This window comes from Sphingomonas piscis (assembly GCF_011300455.1).
Classification (GTDB): Bacteria; Pseudomonadota; Alphaproteobacteria; order Sphingomonadales; family Sphingomonadaceae; genus Sphingomicrobium; species Sphingomicrobium piscis.
Genome location: NZ_CP049869.1, coordinates 572,370 through 588,206, shown reverse-complemented (window position 1 = coordinate 588,206; position 15,837 = coordinate 572,370). Strand labels below are relative to the sequence as shown.

Genomic DNA, 15,837 nt, shown 5'->3' with positions numbered 1-15,837 from the left:
GCAGTCTATTGCAATGCAGAGGACCCATTTTGAAAATCGCTGATGCCCGCGTAATCGTCACTTGTCCCGGCCGAAACTTCGTCACCCTTGTGATTGAGACGTCGGACGGTGTTCGCGGGGTTGGCGATGCGACGTTGAACGGCCGTGAGCTGGCGGTTGCGAGCTATCTCAACGACCATGTCATTCCGTGCCTGATCGGCCGCGACGCGCACCGCATCGAGGACATCTGGCAGTATCTCTATCGCGGTGCCTACTGGCGGCGCGGACCGGTGACGATGAGCGCCATTGCCGCGGTCGACACCGCCTTGTGGGACATCAAGGGCAAGGTTGCCGGCCTGCCGCTTTACCAGCTGCTCGGCGGTGCATCGCGCGAGAACGTCATGGTCTACGGCCATGCCAACGGCGTCAGCATCGAGGACACGATCGCGGTCGCTGCCGACTATCAGGCGCAGGGCTACAAAGCGATCCGGCTGCAGTGCGGGGTTCCCGGGCTCCCTTCCACCTACGGCGTGTCCAAGGACAAATATTTCTACGAACCCGCCGATGCCGATCTGCCGACCGAGAATGTCTGGTCGACCAGCAAATATCTTCGGGTCGTGCCCGAGCTGTTCGCCGCCGCGCGCGACACGCTCGGCTGGGACGTCCACCTGCTCCACGATGTCCACCACCGGCTGACCCCGATCGAAGCCGGCCGGCTCGGCAAGGATCTGGAGCCCTACCGTCCCTTCTGGATGGAAGATGCGGTGGTTGCCGACAATCAGGACAGCTTCCGCCTCATCCGCCAGCACACCACCACGCCGCTTGCGGTGGGAGAGATCTTCAACAGCGTGTGGGATGCCAAGCAGCTGATCCAGGAGCAGCTGGTCGATTATATCCGCGCCACGGTGGTCCATGCCGGCGGCATCACCCACCTGCGCCGGATCGCCAGCTTTGCCGACATGTACAACGTCCGCACCGGCTGCCACGGTGCCACCGACCTGTCGCCGGTGTGCATGGCGGCCGCGCTTCACTTCGACCTGTCGGTGCCCAACTTCGGAATCCAGGAATATATGCGCCACACGGAGGAAACGGACGCCGTGTTCCCGCACAGCTACAGCTTCGCCGACGGCGCGCTTCACCCCGGCGATGCACCGGGCCTGGGCGTCGACATCGACGAACAGCTCGCAGCCAAATATCCCTACAAACGCGCCTACCTGCCCGTAAACCGCCTCGAAGATGGGACTTTGTTCAATTGGTAGATCACCCTGCCTCGCAACGAGTGGGCCGGTACCGGTGGGTCATTTGCGCCCTCCTGTTCTTCGCAATCACCATCAACTACGTCGACCGGCAGGTCGTCGGCGTCCTCAAACCGCTGCTGGAAAAGGAATTTGGCTGGTCCGAAAACGACTATGCCAACATCGTCCTGGCCTTCCAGACGGCTTACGCTCTGGGCCTCCTGATCGCAGGCCGGCTTCTCGACATTGTCGGTACTCGCAAAGGCTTTTCTTTCGCCATCGGTCTATGGAGCCTCGCAGCCGTCGCCCATGCCGCGGCTTCCTCGGTGGCTGGGTTCATGGCGGCCCGCTTTGCTCTTGGGCTGGGGGAAGCCGGCGGATTCCCGGGTGCGGTTAAGGCCGTCTCCGAATGGTTCCCGAAGCGCGAGCGGGCCTTTGCGACCGGCCTGTTCAACGCCGGCTCCAACGTGGGAGCCCTGCTGACCCCGATCCTCATCCCCATACTGGTCATGACCTGGGGCTGGCAGATGGCCTTTGTGATAACCGGCCTTAGCGGAATTGTGCTGCTCGGCGTGTGGCTCGCGCTCTATCGGCTGCCGCGAGACAATCCGCGTGTCGGTGAGGCGGAGATCGCCTTGATCGAAAGCGATCCGATCGATCCGCCAACCAAGATTAGCTGGGGCCAGGCCTTGCGGCGGAGGGAGGCATGGGCCTTCATCCTGGGCAAATTCCTGACCGACCCGGTCTGGTGGCTGTTCCTGTTCTGGCTTCCGGATTTCTTCGCCAAAACCTACGGCCTTACCCTGCTTCCGCAGTCGAAGGGCATCTTCGCCACCTTTGGACCGGCTCTTGTCGCCGTCTACCTTCTGGCGGACGTCGGCAGCATCGGCGGAGGCTGGCTTTCATCCCGGCTGATCAAGCGCGGCTGGTCGCTCAACGCCGGGCGCAAGACCGCCATGCTGGTCTGCGCGTTGTGCGTCACGCCGGTGTCGTTGGCTGCCTTCGTGCATAGCCTCCCGCTGGCCGTGCTGATCATCGGACTGGCGGCGGCGGCACATCAGGGTTGGTCGGCCAACCTTTATACGCTGACTTCCGACCTGTTCCCGACGTCCGCCGTTGGAACAATCGTAGGGCTGGGCGGAATGGCCGGTGCGATCGGTGGCATGTTCATCGCCAAGTTTGCCGGTTGGACCCTTGAAGCAACCGGAAGCTACGTGCCGCTGCTTCTCTTTGCCGGCGTCACCTACCTGGTCACTTTGGGAATCATCCACCTCCTGACACCCAGGCTGGAACCCACCGTGTGGACAGACACCGCAGCGTAAACTGCGGAAATCGTTGAGGAGCTAACATGCGTCTTCGTGTCGGCCTTACATTCACTGTGGCGCTCATGACGGGCTCACCAGCTCTTGCGTGCAGCACGGCCGTTTCCATCTGCTCGCGTCCAACGGCGGGAAGCTTCGTCCTGGTGCGCGACGGGGTTCCTGCCCCTGTTTTCGTCGACGGTCAGGCGGATACCGCTGTCCGCCGTGTCGCCGACGAGCTGGCCGGCGACCTTCAGCGGGTCAGCGGCAGGGCGCCACTTAGACTTGCCAGTGTCGAGCAGGCGAAGGACCAAGTCGTCATCATAGGGACGCTTGGTCAAAGCCCCACGCTCGACAGCTTGATCGCTGCCGGCAAGCTCAAGACCGACGATCTGAAGGGTCTATGGGAGGCGTATCGGCAGATCGTTGTCGAACAGCCATTCCCGGGCATCGCGCGAGCGCTGGTGATCGTCGGTGCCGACCGTCGCGGTGCGGTGTTCGGGGCGTACGATCTTTCCGAAAAAATGGGCGTCTCACCCTGGCACTGGTTCGCGGACGTGCCCGTCAAGACGCGCATCAATCTTTGGCTAACGGCCGGCGAACGCCGCGACGAGCCAAAGGTCCGATATCGCGGCATCTTCATCAACGACGAAGACCCTGCATTCAGCGGTTGGGCGAAGAAGCAATTCGGTGGCGTCAACGCAAAGGCATACGCCCGGGTGTTCGAGCTGATCCTGCGCCTCAAGGGCAATTATCTGTGGCCGGCGATGTGGGGCAAGTCGATCGCGCTCGACGACCCCGCCAGCCTGCCATTGGCAGACGACATGGGGATCGTGCTGGGGACATCGCATCATGAGCCGATGACTCGCGCTCAGGCGGAGTGGCATCGCGGCGTCAAGGCCGACGGGACGGGCGGTGCTTGGAACTACACCACCAATGCCGAGAATCTGCGCAAGTTCTGGCGCGGCGGGATCGAACGCATGATGTCGAAGGGCGACGGCAAGGGGTATGAGAACCTCGTCACCGTCGGCATGCGCGGCGACGGCGACGAGCCGATGTCGGAGGGCACGGCGACAGAGTTGCTCGAGACGATCGTCGCCGACCAGCGCAAGATCATCGCCGACGTCACCGGCAAGCCTGCGTCGGAGACTCCGCAGGTTTGGGCGCTCTACAAGGAAGTGCAGGATTATTACGACAAGGGCATGAAGGTGCCCGACGATGTCACCTTGCTCTTTGCCGACGACAATTGGGGTCAGATTCGTCGGCTGCCCGATCCCGCGCGCCCGGACCTTCGACGCCGTGGGGGCTACGGCGTGTATTACCACTTCGACTATGTCGGCGGCCCCCGCAACTACAAGTGGCTCAACACCAACCAGATCGGGAAAGTCTGGCAGCAGATGGACCTCGCCTATCGGCGGGACGCCCGCAACCTGTGGGTAGTGAATGTCGGCGACATCAAGCCGATGGAATATCCGCTGAGCTTCTTCATGAAGATGGCGTGGAATCCGGAGGCGATGACCGTCGGAAATCTGCGCGCCTTCCCCCGGCAATGGGCGGCGCAAACCTTCGGCGACGCGCACGCTGACGAGATTGCCCGGCTGGTCACCGAGTATAGCGAGTATGCCGCGCGCCGAAAGCCGGAGTTGCTCGATCAGAACAGTTACCCCCTTGGCGAAGCCACCGGCGAATGGCTGGGCGGCGGCGAGTTCGGCAGGATCGTCGCCGACTGGCAAACGCTTGCAAAGCGCTCGGAAGCGGTCCGCGCGACGCTGCCCGCGGATCAGCAGAGCGCTTATTTCCAGCTGGTGCACTTCCCGATCGTGGCGGTCGGAAACTTGTACGAGATGTATTACGGCGCCGCCTGGAACAAGCTCCTCGCCGCCCGCAACGATGCTCGCGCCAACCATTTCGCGGACGTGGTGGAACGCACGTTCGCAAGGGACAGCGCGCTCACCGCGGAATATCACGCAATCAATGGCGGCAAGTGGGACCGCATGATGTCCCAGGTGCATATGAGCTATGTGATCTGGAACGATCCGACAAAGCAGACGATGCCCAGCATCACCAGGGTCGCAGCCGACACGCCGGAGCATCGGCGCGGTGTTCAGCCGGAATTTCGGGCAATTGCGCCGCGTGACATTCGCTTCGATGCGGTGAAATTCGATCGGGCGACTGCCGCTAACGGCGTCGGCTGGAAAGCGGTACCCGATCTTGGATTGGGCGACGGCGCCTTGGTCGCGACTCCGCAGGGAAGTGCCGCGTCGAGGCCAGGTGAGGGGCCGAACGCGCAATATGACTTCAATTGGCCAACCAACCGGCCCTTGATGGTGTCGCTACGGCTCTTGCCGACGTTGAACACGATCAATTCCGACCCGCTGCGAGTGGGAGTTTCGGTCGATGACGGACCCGTTCAAACCCTCTCCTATGCATTGACTGCCACCGGCGGCGCGCAGAATACGCCGGGGGAAAAGGCGTGGGCAGAGGCAGTGATCAACAACTCGCTGACCCTGGAAGCCCGTTATCCGGATTTGAAAGCGGGCAAGCACGTCCTGAAGATCTGGCGCTTGGACGACAATGTCGTGGTCGATGAGATTGCCCTTCTGAGCCGTCCTTAGCGGCGGGCCACGATTGATCGTCGGGGTGCATCATCCCCGCAGGATCGCACGACCGTGATCGATGTTTGCTGACATCGTTTATGGGAGCGCGGCGACGAGGTCAGGTTCGGCGAGATCGGCAACGACGTGCTCGATGGCAGTGACGGCGACGATCGCCTGGAAGGTGGCAGCGAAGGGAACGTCCATGCCAACGTTGCGGGGTACATCATTCTCAAGGGAGGGCGGTTCCGTTACGGACGTTGATTAACTGGCGACTGGCGTGTGATCGTTGACCTCGCAGGGCTGGAAACTAATGCTACCGGCGAAGGCACTGAAACCGGTCAGAACCACAAATCTCGAAGCCACTCGCTTCGACGACATTCCTTGGGAAATACCGGCACCCATGCCTGGTGCATGATCGAGTTGTGAGTGGAGGTGGGCGCAGTCTAGAGAGCACAAGTCTCTGCGCCATTTCCCTGATAAACAGCGATTTGCAGGGAAATCTGAAGAACTCCGCTCAAATTCGCGGTCAGATGCCTTTACTCCGCAGCAGTTTTCTGCCGCTTTTCGTAGGCAGTTCCCCACTCGCGGAAACAGGGAATTGGAAATCGTACATCAGGGTAGCGCAATGTGCAGAGCAGGGTAGACTTTGCACCACCAAGACCCGTGCAGGGTACCGACGGAAGGCGCTTTGGACTCGTCAGGTTTGTTCCGCTTCCCGGCTTATTCCCTTCAAAGCCGAACTTCCGCTTACGACCCGTCGCGACATTCGGGTTTTCGGCTCACCCTTTGCTGGCCACGGGGAGTGTAAAGTGGATCTCAGTTCTACCCGGCTCAGAGGTCCCCCACATGCGGCCTTCGTTCTGCTCAACGAGATTGCGGCAGATGGAGAGGCCCATGCCAAGCCCATCCGGCTTGGTGGAAGAAGCGTTGAAGCGGTATCGGAAGCTCGGATCAACCTACGTCCGGGCCGCTTCTTCTATTAGCCGGTCGCTTAACCGAGTACAGCCATCACAAGTGAAAGCGCGCCGCCAAGCCAGATTGCGCTAAAAAGCAGGATCAACGCCGTCATACGAGGACCGAGAGTCTTTGCTGCCTCGCGCATGCCATCGTGGCTGCACTCCCTTACCCAACTGGACAAATGCAAAGGTTCATCGCCACGGTTGCAAAGCCTGCAAGTCATCGATCACTCACGCCACTATGTTCCTGGAAGCCCAGCGCTTGCACCAGCGCATGAATTTCAAACATTACCCGAGCCGTCTCCGGAATGCAGGAGGCGATGGGAGCAGCTTGTTACAAGCGCTTACCTTCGCCACAACTAAGGGCTCAGGACACCAGGCAATGCCGAGTTGGAGGCCATGAAGAGCGAAAGTACTGCCGGCACCAATCAAAAGGCGATCCTACCGCTCTCCGAATTGCTTGAGCGCATCCTGGAAGAGCAGCCCGGAGGCAGACTCACTCTGACACAATTCTCTACCCTTCTGGGTGATCGGATGTGGGGAGGACTGCTGCTTACCTTTGCGGCCATCAACATCCTGCCACTGCCGCCCGGATCCACGCTTATCACGGGGATACCTCTGCTACTCATTTCCGCTCAATTGGCAGTTGGTCGTGCCACGCCTTGGTTCCCGAAGAAAGCCGATCAGCGTGGCCTTACCAAGCACGTGATACGTCTGATCCTCGCGAAGCTGTTGCCACTCGAAAGGAGAGTTGAGCGGGTATTTCGCCCCAGGATGCTAAGCTTCACGAACCATCTCGGGGCGAGGATCGTTGGCATGATCTGTCTTCTTCTCTCCGTGATCCTTTGGCTGCCTATTCCCCTTGGCAACCACGCGCCCGCGATCACAATGACGATCTTCGCTTTAGCTCTACTCTATAGAGACGGTGCCTTGGTGCTTCTTGGCGGCTTAGCCACGCTGGTGAGTTTAGTTCTCGTGAGCGTTACGCTGGGCGCGGCGTGGCTGGCAATTACGTTTGCTCTCAACAACATTCTCCCCATTTGACGACCTCGGATTGCTTTCGTCGTGGGGTTGCGGTGCATCTCGTAAGCTTCAGGGGTGACGGCTACACCAGCCCCCGTCGCTGTAGCGACAGCAAGCAACAGCAGGCCGTCTGGATCGCCGCATGCCGCTGCCAGATGACCAAGAACCTCCGCCTTTCCGAAGCGCTCCGCATCCGTGATCGGGTACTCAAAGAGCGAGCCCTCCATGATGTTGCAGCCGAGCAGGTACAGCGCTTGAGCGTCACCAGCAGCTAACCGCACGATCTCATCTTCGTCTGAGATCAAACCCGCCTACCCCAATGCAAGAACGGCCGAAGCGCTAAGCGCCCAGCCTCTAAAAATATGCGCTAATCACACAAGAGAGGGCGTCCACCGTCAAGCAGCGAGCAACCCACCGATCTTCAGCGTAGTTGCAACCCTGCCAAACCAGCTTGCGCCTCCGACGCCGGGCGAGCGCTGGCGGCGCCTTCCTTTAGCCATGAACTCTGGAGCCAAATCTTTGGATGACATCGAGGCCGATGTGATGCGCACCGTCGCTACTCACGTTGCAAATCTGATCAGTCAGCTTGAGCGGATCGGTCTCAGACGTGGCCTGATCCTAGACGGTCTAGAGCAGGGTGTCCGGAAGATGCGTGAGCAGACGAACCGCGAGATAAGCTGAATAGCTAAGGTTCAAGCCTGATCGGTTTGTGACTGTCTGCGATACTCTTCGTAGGTCGGTAAATACTCGAATGGGGGAAGCAGGCCACTGACCTCGTAGTGATGGCGGGGCATGAAGGTCTGGAAGGTCTCAATGCTTCCCCAGTCCATGAAGACGACCTCGCCAGCCTCTTCATCTACGTCCTTGTACAAGCCTTTTGTGGTCATAGCGCTTCTACCCTTGCGTTGCCGCGGTCCGACGTACCAAATTGTCTGTGGTCCGATCGCACACCATCAAATCAGGGTAGGGGCGACAGAACAAGCTCGCGGCTTCAGGCGGCCCGTCCAGCCAGTCTGCCCACCGCTCACGCTTCAGGATGACCGGCATCCGATCGTGCACGTCAGCGACGTGGATGCACGCCTCTGTCATGACCATCGAGTAAGCTAGGCCCCACTCGGGAGTGTCGCGCCAGATCCCGGCGACCGCGAAAACATCTTCGTCTGGCAGCGTAAACCATGTGCGTGTCTTCGCTCCCTTCTCACCCTCCGCCTCGGCAAAGGCGAGACATCGGCGCTCCTGAAAGCTGTAGCGCCACATAAAGGTTTCGAGCTTGTCGGCACGAGTATTGTTGACCGGCTTGGGTTTAAGCAGCGCACTTAGAACTAGCGCCGTTGGTCTTCGGGCTGGCGGCTTTTTTCTGACATGAACCACTTATACTGCCTGCGGCCACATTTTGCATCGCATTGTTCGAGTTTGACACACTCGCAAACTGGACCGGGAACAAAAGTAAATTGACTGCTAACCATCGGCCATGAGAACGAATGCTTGTCCTCCAAAGGATCGTAAGCCGATCCGCTTCCGCTCCGCTGAGCGCCGCCCAGTTGCAATGACGGGCTTTGTCGTCGGCGATGGAGTTGATGCGGATGTGGACGTCGCAGATCTCTCGTACGCCGGCTGTAAGTTGCTCCCTTCTCAGCCCCTGCCCGAAGGCGTCAAGGTTGAACTTGTGATCAAACGCAAGGGCAGAATTGAAGCTGAAGTTCGTTGGTCAAATGGCCAAGCGACGGGCCTCATGTTTCTTCAGTAGAGTACTCAAGGTGGGAGTGGGGTCATGACCGATGCATCAGGCACTGAACGCCGAGAAGCGAATCGCTCCTCTGTGCTCCTCATGAGAACTTTGGTTCACGGAGACAAAGAGTCTGTAGTGCGCTTGCTTAATCTGTCGGAAGGCGGCGCATCGGTTCAATCAAACGATCTCCCACCGCCAGGCTTTCCTGTCGCACTGCGTCGCGGTGAAAACAGCATTCGTGGTCACATCGCTTGGAAGCGGGGCGAGGAAGCGGGTCTCCAGTTCGAGAGCCCTGTCACCCGCTCAGAGGTACTAAGACCAATTCCAGCACCCCGCCGGCAAGCGCAAGTCCAACCCCGCAGACCCGCTCTCAGATCCAACATGAGCAATGAAGAGGTTCTTGATCTGCAGCGAATGGCCCGACTTGCTGGCATCGTTATCGCCTGAGGATCGGCGGTAGGCTGTTGCTCCTACCTAACGGTTGGCACGGGCTTAGTTGATTTACGTTACCGCCTGCATTGAGATGAGGCGCATCATCGTAGCCACCTTAGGTCAGCTGACATCAGTAGATGGGCCCCGTGTTTTCCAGCAGCTGCTAAACTATCTGGACGAAGCCATGTGGCAGCGGAAGATTGCTGCTGTCAGTTTGCGCTGCGTCTAAAGCTTCTAAGGTGGACGGCGCTGGCGGACACATAATTAACCTAGTCGAAACCTTGTGTCGCGACAGTCGTGTCAGTCGCGACACGGGTGGGAAGATGGCTTTAGATAGCAGACTGAAAATACTGACGAAGCCTGTAGCGGTTGCTTTGGACATTGCCGGGCGACCGGACACGGATGATGCCTACGCGCTCAGCTCAGTTCGTAAGGCATACCGGATGCTGAACGGAGGGACTTTCCAGGATCTTGCGGCAGAACGGCAGCAGCCAGTTGATTATGGGATTGACTGGGCGGAGCTCTATCGCGTCGAGCGAGACAGGGCTGATGACCTCAGCACACAAGTCGACAAGTTGCTGTCCGAGCTCCGCAGGATCAAGGCTGCGGGCCAGTCACCTACTCATGACGCTTGTTCACCGGGCACGCAGGAGAAAAGGAGGCCGGGTTCCTGGCGGCTGTCTCAATCGTGTGCGGACATTTTGGCCGTCCTGCGAACTGGCCCCTGCACGGCTAGTGAGATTAGCCGTTCAACCGAGATGCACCCAAGAACCGTACAGCGAAGGCTGAAAGATCTGATTCAGAATAGGTGCGTACGCCAAGTGGGGTATGGCGTTACGCCGAGCTACGTCATAGCTGATCAGTACACGAAAGGGCCCGAGCACGGGTCCAAAGTGGGGTGACGTGGGTCCTGACCTCAAGCGAGCCGCTACAAGTACCGAAAGAAGCAAGGCCCGCCGGAGTGGGGGTTCCGACGGGCCTAGTGAGTGTGTGCGCTTTTGGCTCGGCGCATCTGCTTAGGTAGGGGCTAACGGTTCACGCCGCCTTGCATTTAGGTCCGCTTTGAACGGGAAGCAGAGTGTGGACCCGATAATCGCCACGGCGACATCGTAACACACTTGGTGTGACTCACCCTCGCCAAATGCGAGTGCTCGTGCGTTCGAACCTACTAAGCCTCGGCTGCAGCGGCGCGCTTGGTCCTGCCCTTCGGCTTGGCGGTCAGCGCTTCTCCTGCCCGGCGCCCCAGGCCAATAGCTTTCGCCAAACTCCGTCTTTGCTCAGAGTAGTTGGGAGCGACCATCGGATACGAGTCGGGAAGACCGTAATCTTTACGGTAAGTCTGTGGGTCCATGCCGTGCGCAGTCTGAAGATGCCGCTTCAGTGCCTTTTGCTTCCTCCCGCACTCCATGCAGATGATGTAGTCCGGCTTCACCGAGGCTTTCACTGAAACGACGGGAGTTTTAGCCTCCTGCTCTGCAGTTATGCCCTGCTCCAAGCCAGCAAGAGCCGAATGAACCTGCCGAATGAGATTTGGCAGATCGCTCACCGCAACCGAGTTGTTACTGACGTGTGCGGCAACGATGTCCGCGGTGATTTCTGTAAGTTTGTTGATATCCATGATGTCTCCCGAGCAATTGGTCGGGGATACAGGGGTGGATCAACAATGCAATCTACTGAGTCTCGTGGCCGCGGCACGAATGTTCGTAATGGGTTGAAAGTGGACATTCTGTCCACCTTGGGCGAGCGATGCCGGAGCAGCCCTCTTCAGTTTTTTCGGCAACAAGTGCTCGTTAATTCAACGATTTCCCGGCAGACGCCCTCCGAGCGGGGTGAACCGTTGTTACCGGGCTATGCTTACCCTTCTCGGACAGCAATGCTCATGAGAGATGACGTTATTAGAAGCAGATCGCACCTCGCCAGCTGAGACCGTCAGCGCGCCTCTTGGCAATTTTCTCACAAGAGAGCAGCTTCCCGTTCCCACCCAGTGGAGGGATAATCCTTTTAAGAAGGAATGGGTGGATAGGGATTACCTATATAGCCCAGTTGACCCGAGGGAATGTCCCGATCATCCCTGCAAGCTGACTTACCGCATCAGCAGACCGTTTGTTCGCAACTTTCGAACTGCGCTGGATATTGGATGTCGCGTTGGTGAGTTTAGTCGCTACCTGCAGCAAGACTTCGATCAGGTTTATGCCTTCGACCCGAATGTCTGGATCAAGTTCCGGTGGAATGTGGATCTCAGCGTAGTGACACACTACAAGTGTGCTCTTGGGGACCAGCCAGGCGATATTCTAATGTATGGCGGGTCTCACGCCGAACCAGTTTGGCACGTGCTGGTAGCCGTGACAGATCCGGACTGTCAAAGCAAACTACCGTTAATCGAATCGAATTAATGGCTGGAAGGGCACTCACATGCGCGAGACACTGGTACGGTTGGTGCGTCAGGATGGGTCGGCCTGTGACGTGCCGGTGAGCAGCTATTCGCTCAAACGGTGCGAGATCCCCCACGAACTCCCGGTTGGCGAGGCGATCTCCGTGGAATTTACCGATCTTGCCTTGTTGTTGGGCAACGTAGTCTCAACCGCTGCAGGTCGATCGGAAGTGCGCTTCGTGGACGGATTTCAACACTGAACGACGGCGATGCAGCCTCCACTGTAAATTCATCCTGGTGATGGATCAGCAGCAGCTGGTCGCTTGGTCTGAAGGTACAGTTCGTGCCTTAGGGTCTCTAGGGAACATCTAGTTTCAGTTTGAGACAGCCCGCTTAACGAGATGATATTCGCTAGAGAGTTCGGCTAAGGCTGATGACCGCTATACCGGGGGTAAGGCCAAATGAACTTTCGGACACTCGTGGTAGCTCCTGCACTTGGATCACTAGTTGCTTACGCTTCAGATCCTTTTGCGATCGTCAGCTTGCTGCTGCTGACTGTGTTTATCTCGGGCGTTCACAAACACGCCGTTCAAGCCATAACCACGATGCGCAGGAGTTTTGAGCCAAGGTTCAACCGGAGAGCATCTGATCGTGGCGAACAATGCGCCGCTGATATTGCATTTCGTTCAGTTGAGCGTCGGGTGGCAAGCGTCTGAGGCAGCCTTTAAGGCGTCGTGATCAGCCCCGACGGCCCGCATCTGGTCTAAACGGCCCAGAAAGGCTGGGCGGAGCTGAGCGGCGTCTAAACACCCAGCTCCTGACTGCGCCAGCAAGAGGTTGAGCTAGCTCAGCCGCAGCAATCATGTTTGAAGGAAGCATCTTACGCAAGGCGAACATTGGCCACCGGCAGCCGCTCACTGCATCAGGGCTGAAGTTCACCAACTTGCCAGGTAAGAAGCCGGTGAATGTTATCCAGCGTGGACATGAGCTGCCGATCTTCCTCGAAGCCGTGCTGAACTGAGATGCGGACGCGCACCTCCTCAACCATCGTCCTAATTCGTACTGGTTCTCGGCCATGATCTGATCTCGATGCAGATGGTGGTTGGATGAAGACGGCGCTACATCGCTTTTCCGAACCCGCGAGTGAAGCGGAAGCCAATCATCAGGGGTGATAGGCTCGAGGGCTTCAAAGCCCGCCTGCTGACCTCTAACCCACACAATCTGGCCCGGGACACTGCAAGTACCTCGGCTCAATTGAGCCTGAGCATCGACACACGGCAGTTCCGCTCCTTCAATTAGCGCACCAACCGCTGAGATATTGCGGATGCGGACAGAACCAGCTCCGCCGTTCCATTGAAGCTGGGCTGTGACAAAGAGGTTCTTCCGTGATCCGAGACGGGTGTCATGAGCGCGGGTCATCTCATGCTCCTGCAGGTGAGAGGTTAACGTTCTGATCAAGCCAGTGCGCGAACATTTTGACCTGGCGGAAAGGAGCGACCCGGATGTGCAAAGTTCCGTATCAACTTCGAAGAGCCGCAAATGGAGCAGAGAGGGGCTTTCCCTTTTGCTGTATGGCTACGAAATGATGAACAAGTCATTCCGGCCAGAGCGGCAGCCGAGGCGCTTCAGACAAGCGCCTCGCAACCCTGTGAACCTGAGCGGCTTTGCAGTCCACCCGTGGGGCGAGTTTGACGACCTCACAGTGGTCAACATGTCCTATGAAGGTTGCGAGATCCGCTCGCCGGTCAAGTTCATTCCAGGCGACACATTCGAGCTTAGAGTGGCCAGGCGAGGCATCATCAGCGCTCCGGTTCGGTGGACGGGCCTTCAGCGCGCCGGTTGTCAGTTCGTCTTGGATGCCGACGAAGCGGCTGCTTGTGTGTCGGGAAATTGCAAGACGAGTAGTTAAGACTCAAGTTGATCCTTGCCGCCTTTGCTCCACGGCTGGTTTGCAGAATCGCTTGCTCGCTCCTGGCGCTTTTGCTCAAGCTGGATCTCGGTCTCGTAAGCCATTTGCTCGTATACTTGAGCTAATCGTAAGTGCATCGTCCTGGCCACTTCGTCGTCGGTCGAGGCCGACTTGGCGCGCTCCTGTCGAGCTTGTTCATGATAGAACTTTACACTTCGCATGACGGCTCCGGTGAGTTGCAAGCAGAAACTCATCGGCACGCGACGCGCAACGACAGAGAGACTCTAGCTTAAGAGTTGCTGCCACTCCATGACAGTTCCTCACCTACTCGGCGGTTGGCGAGGGCACCTCAGGCATCCGATTTGTTGGCTCAAGCAGGGCTCGACTCTCGCTAAATTAATCGATAATTAACTACAGGCTCTGACGATAGGGGGATTTATGAAGAAGATTGCACTCGGCTTGGCAGCATTGATGTTGCCGATGGCTGCTAATGCTCAGGTTACGATCGCCGGGACTGCCACGCCTTCAGTCCACAGCAGCGACCCGGGCCTCGTGCTCACAAGCGCACCGGGCAACTTCTCTCTTAGCCTTGACCTTGATCCACTGACGGCCACTCCGAACTCGCTGTTTGTCAGCAACCTCTTCACCCTTGGCACCACCGAAGGCTCCGTGAATATCGGGGAAGATACGGTTTCGTACCCGCTATCGGTGGAGTTCGCCTTCACCAACCCTCTGGGCACGGCTAGTGACACAATCACCGGCCAGTCCTTTGGCTTCTACCAGCTTCTCACGTCCTGCGGGCTGATCGCAGGTGGTTGCGGCCGAGTTGTTTGGGATGGTCCTCAGACCTTTAATTTTGGCGCGGGTGGAAGCTTCTCTCTTGCCCTCAACAACGTGACCTTCGGTACACCAGGCTCTTCGGCCGTGGGTGGCACGTTCACCTTGCTGTCCACTACCGCAGCGGTTCCCGAGCCCGCGACTTGGGCAATGATGCTGTTGGGTTTTGGCGGTATCGGTTACTCCATGCGCCGCCGCCGGAAGCCTGAGCAAGCTCTCGCAACAGCATAAGATTGCACTCTGGAGAGGGTGTCAGCGGCTCGAACCAACTAAGGTTCGGGCCGCTTCTTCTATGAGCCGGCGATCCGTTGCTCTGGATGCAATCACGTCAGACGCGTGATCGGCCTTCAGTTCTTAAGAATGTCCCGGCAAGATTATGGGCTGGGGACGTGGCCAAAAAGCTGCGGTGTTCGCTCCGCGGCCACAAGGGCCCGGAGATTGCGCCGCTACCCTGGAGATCGCTGACGGTCGCCAAACTCACCGCTACCTGCTTGCTCGACCGATAAAGGTCCCATTACCGCATGTGTCGGAGAAGGCCCATGCATCGATAGATACAAACCCCAATTACGCTGGCTATGATCCGCAGGTCTGATTGCGAAAGACATGACCAGCCAGATCCATTACCTTAGAACGCGAGCCGCCGCTGAGAGGGAGGCCGCTCTGAAAGCGGATGACGTCCGTACTAGACGACTACATCGGCTGAGCGCCGAGTTACGAAGCGCAGGTGTGTGCATGGTCGAATGGGCAGCTTGCGAGCCGCAACTGAGCGTTTCGCGTGGCCGTTACGGCCGTTGCAGCCTATAATCTAGACTAAGGGTTCACCGAATGTCCGTGACCCGCTCGTGGCTGGTATTACGAGCTGACTACTTGCAAGCTTGACCAATAGGTCTGCGATTGGACGAATGGACCACCAGTCTTCGTTGCGACCCCTTCCGTCGTTGAGTGGACGATAGCTCGGCTCTCCGATCAAGACGAGCAAAGCCGTACAACCTGGACACCGGTACGTCCGCGACCGCATGTCTGCTTTCGTTATGCACTCAGGGATGTCTCGCATCTCCTCGCATGAGGGGCAACGAATGCTAAAGTCGCGCTCTTTGAAAGAGTGGCCAACGCGCGAGAGTACCTTGCTGATGCGTGGTACCATATAGATCCTCTCTCCTAGGCCGAGCTATGCTCGTGCCAAACTCGGCGGTGGAAGGGGAACTACGAGCCGCCACAAACAATCGTGACAGGCCAGAAATCTAAAAGCAAACCGTCGTTCTCATAAGGAGTAGAAACGGAGTAGAAGACATACGCCAAGCAGCTACTCGGCTGGCGGCGGAGGGCCGATCCTAGGTGACGTTTCTTAGCTTCCTTCAGCATCGGGACGAGGCACAAATCTATCGTATCTGCTCCTTAGGGGCGGAGAAAAGCCGGTAAAGGTTTGCACCCATGCGCCTTGTCTACCGGCAAACCCGTGAGCGTTTGG

Annotated in this window: 17 protein-coding genes; 12 read left to right on the top strand and 5 right to left on the bottom strand. The window is 58.3% G+C overall.

Annotation, left to right across the window (positions count from 1 at the left end; translation table 11 throughout):
* Positions 1-26 precede the first annotated feature (26 nt).
* From manD to G7077_RS14480, 4 genes are all read left to right on the top strand, one after another.
* On the top strand, positions 27-1,238 hold the full coding sequence (manD, locus tag G7077_RS03045) for a D-mannonate dehydratase ManD (protein ID WP_166412285.1): 1,212 nt from the start codon (positions 27-29) through the stop codon (positions 1,236-1,238).
* A 20-nt stretch (positions 1,239-1,258) separates the two neighbouring features.
* Positions 1,259-2,536: an MFS transporter gene (locus G7077_RS03040; RefSeq protein WP_246167337.1), complete on the top strand. Its 1,278-nt coding sequence runs from the start codon at positions 1,259-1,261 to the stop codon at positions 2,534-2,536.
* Between the two features lie 26 nt (positions 2,537-2,562).
* Complete coding sequence (locus G7077_RS03035; RefSeq protein WP_166410432.1) at positions 2,563-5,130, top strand: glycosyl hydrolase 115 family protein; 2,568 nt, start codon at positions 2,563-2,565, stop codon at positions 5,128-5,130.
* A 126-nt stretch (positions 5,131-5,256) separates the two neighbouring features.
* The gene (locus G7077_RS14480; protein ID WP_166410431.1) at positions 5,257-5,373 is read left to right on the top strand and encodes a hypothetical protein; all 117 of its coding nucleotides are present in this window, start codon (positions 5,257-5,259) and stop codon (positions 5,371-5,373) included.
* Between the two features lie 518 nt (positions 5,374-5,891).
* Here the strand turns inward: G7077_RS14480 and G7077_RS03025 are convergent.
* Positions 5,892-6,008 (bottom strand): hypothetical protein, encoded by a 117-nt coding sequence (locus G7077_RS03025; protein ID WP_166410430.1) that lies wholly within the window; start codon positions 6,006-6,008, stop codon positions 5,892-5,894.
* Positions 6,009-6,467: 459 nt separating this feature from the next.
* Between G7077_RS03025 and G7077_RS03020 the strand changes: the two genes are divergently transcribed.
* The gene (locus G7077_RS03020; RefSeq protein ID WP_166410429.1) at positions 6,468-7,112 is read left to right on the top strand and encodes an exopolysaccharide biosynthesis protein; all 645 of its coding nucleotides are present in this window, start codon (positions 6,468-6,470) and stop codon (positions 7,110-7,112) included.
* 498 nt (positions 7,113-7,610) lie between these two features.
* The gene (locus G7077_RS03015) at positions 7,611-7,772 is read left to right on the top strand and encodes a hypothetical protein (protein ID WP_166410428.1); all 162 of its coding nucleotides are present in this window, start codon (positions 7,611-7,613) and stop codon (positions 7,770-7,772) included.
* An 11-nt stretch (positions 7,773-7,783) separates the two neighbouring features.
* Here the strand turns inward: G7077_RS03015 and G7077_RS03010 are convergent, their stop codons facing one another.
* Positions 7,784-7,978, bottom strand: a complete 195-nt coding sequence (locus G7077_RS03010) for a hypothetical protein (RefSeq protein ID WP_166410427.1) — start codon at positions 7,976-7,978, stop codon at positions 7,784-7,786.
* A gap of 7 nt (positions 7,979-7,985) precedes the next feature.
* The gene (locus tag G7077_RS03005; protein ID WP_166410426.1) at positions 7,986-8,348 is read right to left on the bottom strand and encodes an SOS response-associated peptidase family protein; all 363 of its coding nucleotides are present in this window, start codon (positions 8,346-8,348) and stop codon (positions 7,986-7,988) included.
* A 214-nt stretch (positions 8,349-8,562) separates the two neighbouring features.
* Here G7077_RS03005 and G7077_RS14475 point away from each other — a divergent pair, with 214 nt between their 5' ends.
* Both G7077_RS14475 and G7077_RS14470 read left to right on the top strand, forming a co-directional pair.
* Positions 8,563-8,838, top strand: a complete 276-nt coding sequence (locus G7077_RS14475) for a PilZ domain-containing protein (protein WP_425505297.1) — start codon at positions 8,563-8,565, stop codon at positions 8,836-8,838.
* A 24-nt stretch (positions 8,839-8,862) separates the two neighbouring features.
* On the top strand, positions 8,863-9,267 hold the full coding sequence (locus tag G7077_RS14470) for a PilZ domain-containing protein (RefSeq protein WP_166410424.1): 405 nt from the start codon (positions 8,863-8,865) through the stop codon (positions 9,265-9,267).
* Between the two features lie 1,153 nt (positions 9,268-10,420).
* Here the strand turns inward: G7077_RS14470 and G7077_RS02990 are convergent.
* On the bottom strand, positions 10,421-10,870 hold the full coding sequence (locus G7077_RS02990) for a Ros/MucR family transcriptional regulator (RefSeq protein WP_166410423.1): 450 nt from the start codon (positions 10,868-10,870) through the stop codon (positions 10,421-10,423).
* A 794-nt stretch (positions 10,871-11,664) separates the two neighbouring features.
* Between G7077_RS02990 and G7077_RS02985 the strand changes: the two genes are divergently transcribed.
* The 3 genes from G7077_RS02985 to G7077_RS14465 all read left to right on the top strand — a co-directional run bounded on the left by G7077_RS02985 (position 11,665) and on the right by G7077_RS14465 (position 13,532).
* Positions 11,665-11,883: a hypothetical protein gene (locus tag G7077_RS02985; protein WP_166410422.1), complete on the top strand. Its 219-nt coding sequence runs from the start codon at positions 11,665-11,667 to the stop codon at positions 11,881-11,883.
* 602 nt (positions 11,884-12,485) lie between these two features.
* Positions 12,486-12,644 carry a hypothetical protein gene (locus G7077_RS02980; protein ID WP_166410421.1) on the top strand — a complete coding sequence of 53 codons (159 nt, stop codon included), beginning with the start codon at positions 12,486-12,488 and terminating at the stop codon, positions 12,642-12,644.
* A gap of 561 nt (positions 12,645-13,205) precedes the next feature.
* Positions 13,206-13,532 (top strand): PilZ domain-containing protein, encoded by a 327-nt coding sequence (locus G7077_RS14465; protein WP_425505313.1) that lies wholly within the window; start codon positions 13,206-13,208, stop codon positions 13,530-13,532.
* Here the strand turns inward: G7077_RS14465 and G7077_RS02975 are convergent.
* Positions 13,529-13,792 carry a hypothetical protein gene (locus tag G7077_RS02975; RefSeq protein ID WP_166410420.1) on the bottom strand — a complete coding sequence of 88 codons (264 nt, stop codon included), beginning with the start codon at positions 13,790-13,792 and terminating at the stop codon, positions 13,529-13,531. The two genes, G7077_RS14465 and G7077_RS02975, sit on opposite strands and share 4 nt — an antisense overlap.
* 178 nt (positions 13,793-13,970) lie before the next feature.
* On the opposite strand from G7077_RS02975, the gene G7077_RS14010 reads away from it, so the two are divergent.
* Positions 13,971-14,600 carry a PEPxxWA-CTERM sorting domain-containing protein gene (locus G7077_RS14010; protein WP_246167336.1) on the top strand — a complete coding sequence of 210 codons (630 nt, stop codon included), beginning with the start codon at positions 13,971-13,973 and terminating at the stop codon, positions 14,598-14,600.
* Positions 14,601-15,837: the final 1,237 nt, after the last annotated feature.

What these genes read in the sequence shown, in the direction of transcription:
- G7077_RS02990 (WP_166410423.1), bottom strand. Translation starts at nt 10,870, where the DNA reads ATGGATATCAACAAACTTACAGAAATCACCGCGGACATCGTTGCCGCA.
- G7077_RS14470 (WP_166410424.1), top strand. Translation starts at nt 8,863, where the DNA reads ATGACCGATGCATCAGGCACTGAACGCCGAGAAGCGAATCGCTCCTCT.
- G7077_RS14475 (WP_425505297.1), top strand. Translation starts at nt 8,563, where the DNA reads ATGAGAACGAATGCTTGTCCTCCAAAGGATCGTAAGCCGATCCGCTTC.
- G7077_RS02980 (WP_166410421.1), top strand. Translation starts at nt 12,486, where the DNA reads ATGTTTGAAGGAAGCATCTTACGCAAGGCGAACATTGGCCACCGGCAG.
- G7077_RS03010 (WP_166410427.1), bottom strand. Translation starts at nt 7,978, where the DNA reads ATGACCACAAAAGGCTTGTACAAGGACGTAGATGAAGAGGCTGGCGAG.
- G7077_RS03020 (WP_166410429.1), top strand. Translation starts at nt 6,468, where the DNA reads ATGAAGAGCGAAAGTACTGCCGGCACCAATCAAAAGGCGATCCTACCG.
- G7077_RS03025 (WP_166410430.1), bottom strand. Translation starts at nt 6,008, where the DNA reads ATGGGCCTCTCCATCTGCCGCAATCTCGTTGAGCAGAACGAAGGCCGC.
- G7077_RS03035 (WP_166410432.1), top strand. Translation starts at nt 2,563, where the DNA reads ATGCGTCTTCGTGTCGGCCTTACATTCACTGTGGCGCTCATGACGGGC.
- G7077_RS03005 (WP_166410426.1), bottom strand. Translation starts at nt 8,348, where the DNA reads ATGTGGCGCTACAGCTTTCAGGAGCGCCGATGTCTCGCCTTTGCCGAG.
- G7077_RS14465 (WP_425505313.1), top strand. Translation starts at nt 13,206, where the DNA reads ATGATGAACAAGTCATTCCGGCCAGAGCGGCAGCCGAGGCGCTTCAGA.
- G7077_RS02985 (WP_166410422.1), top strand. Translation starts at nt 11,665, where the DNA reads ATGCGCGAGACACTGGTACGGTTGGTGCGTCAGGATGGGTCGGCCTGT.
- G7077_RS14010 (WP_246167336.1), top strand. Translation starts at nt 13,971, where the DNA reads ATGAAGAAGATTGCACTCGGCTTGGCAGCATTGATGTTGCCGATGGCT.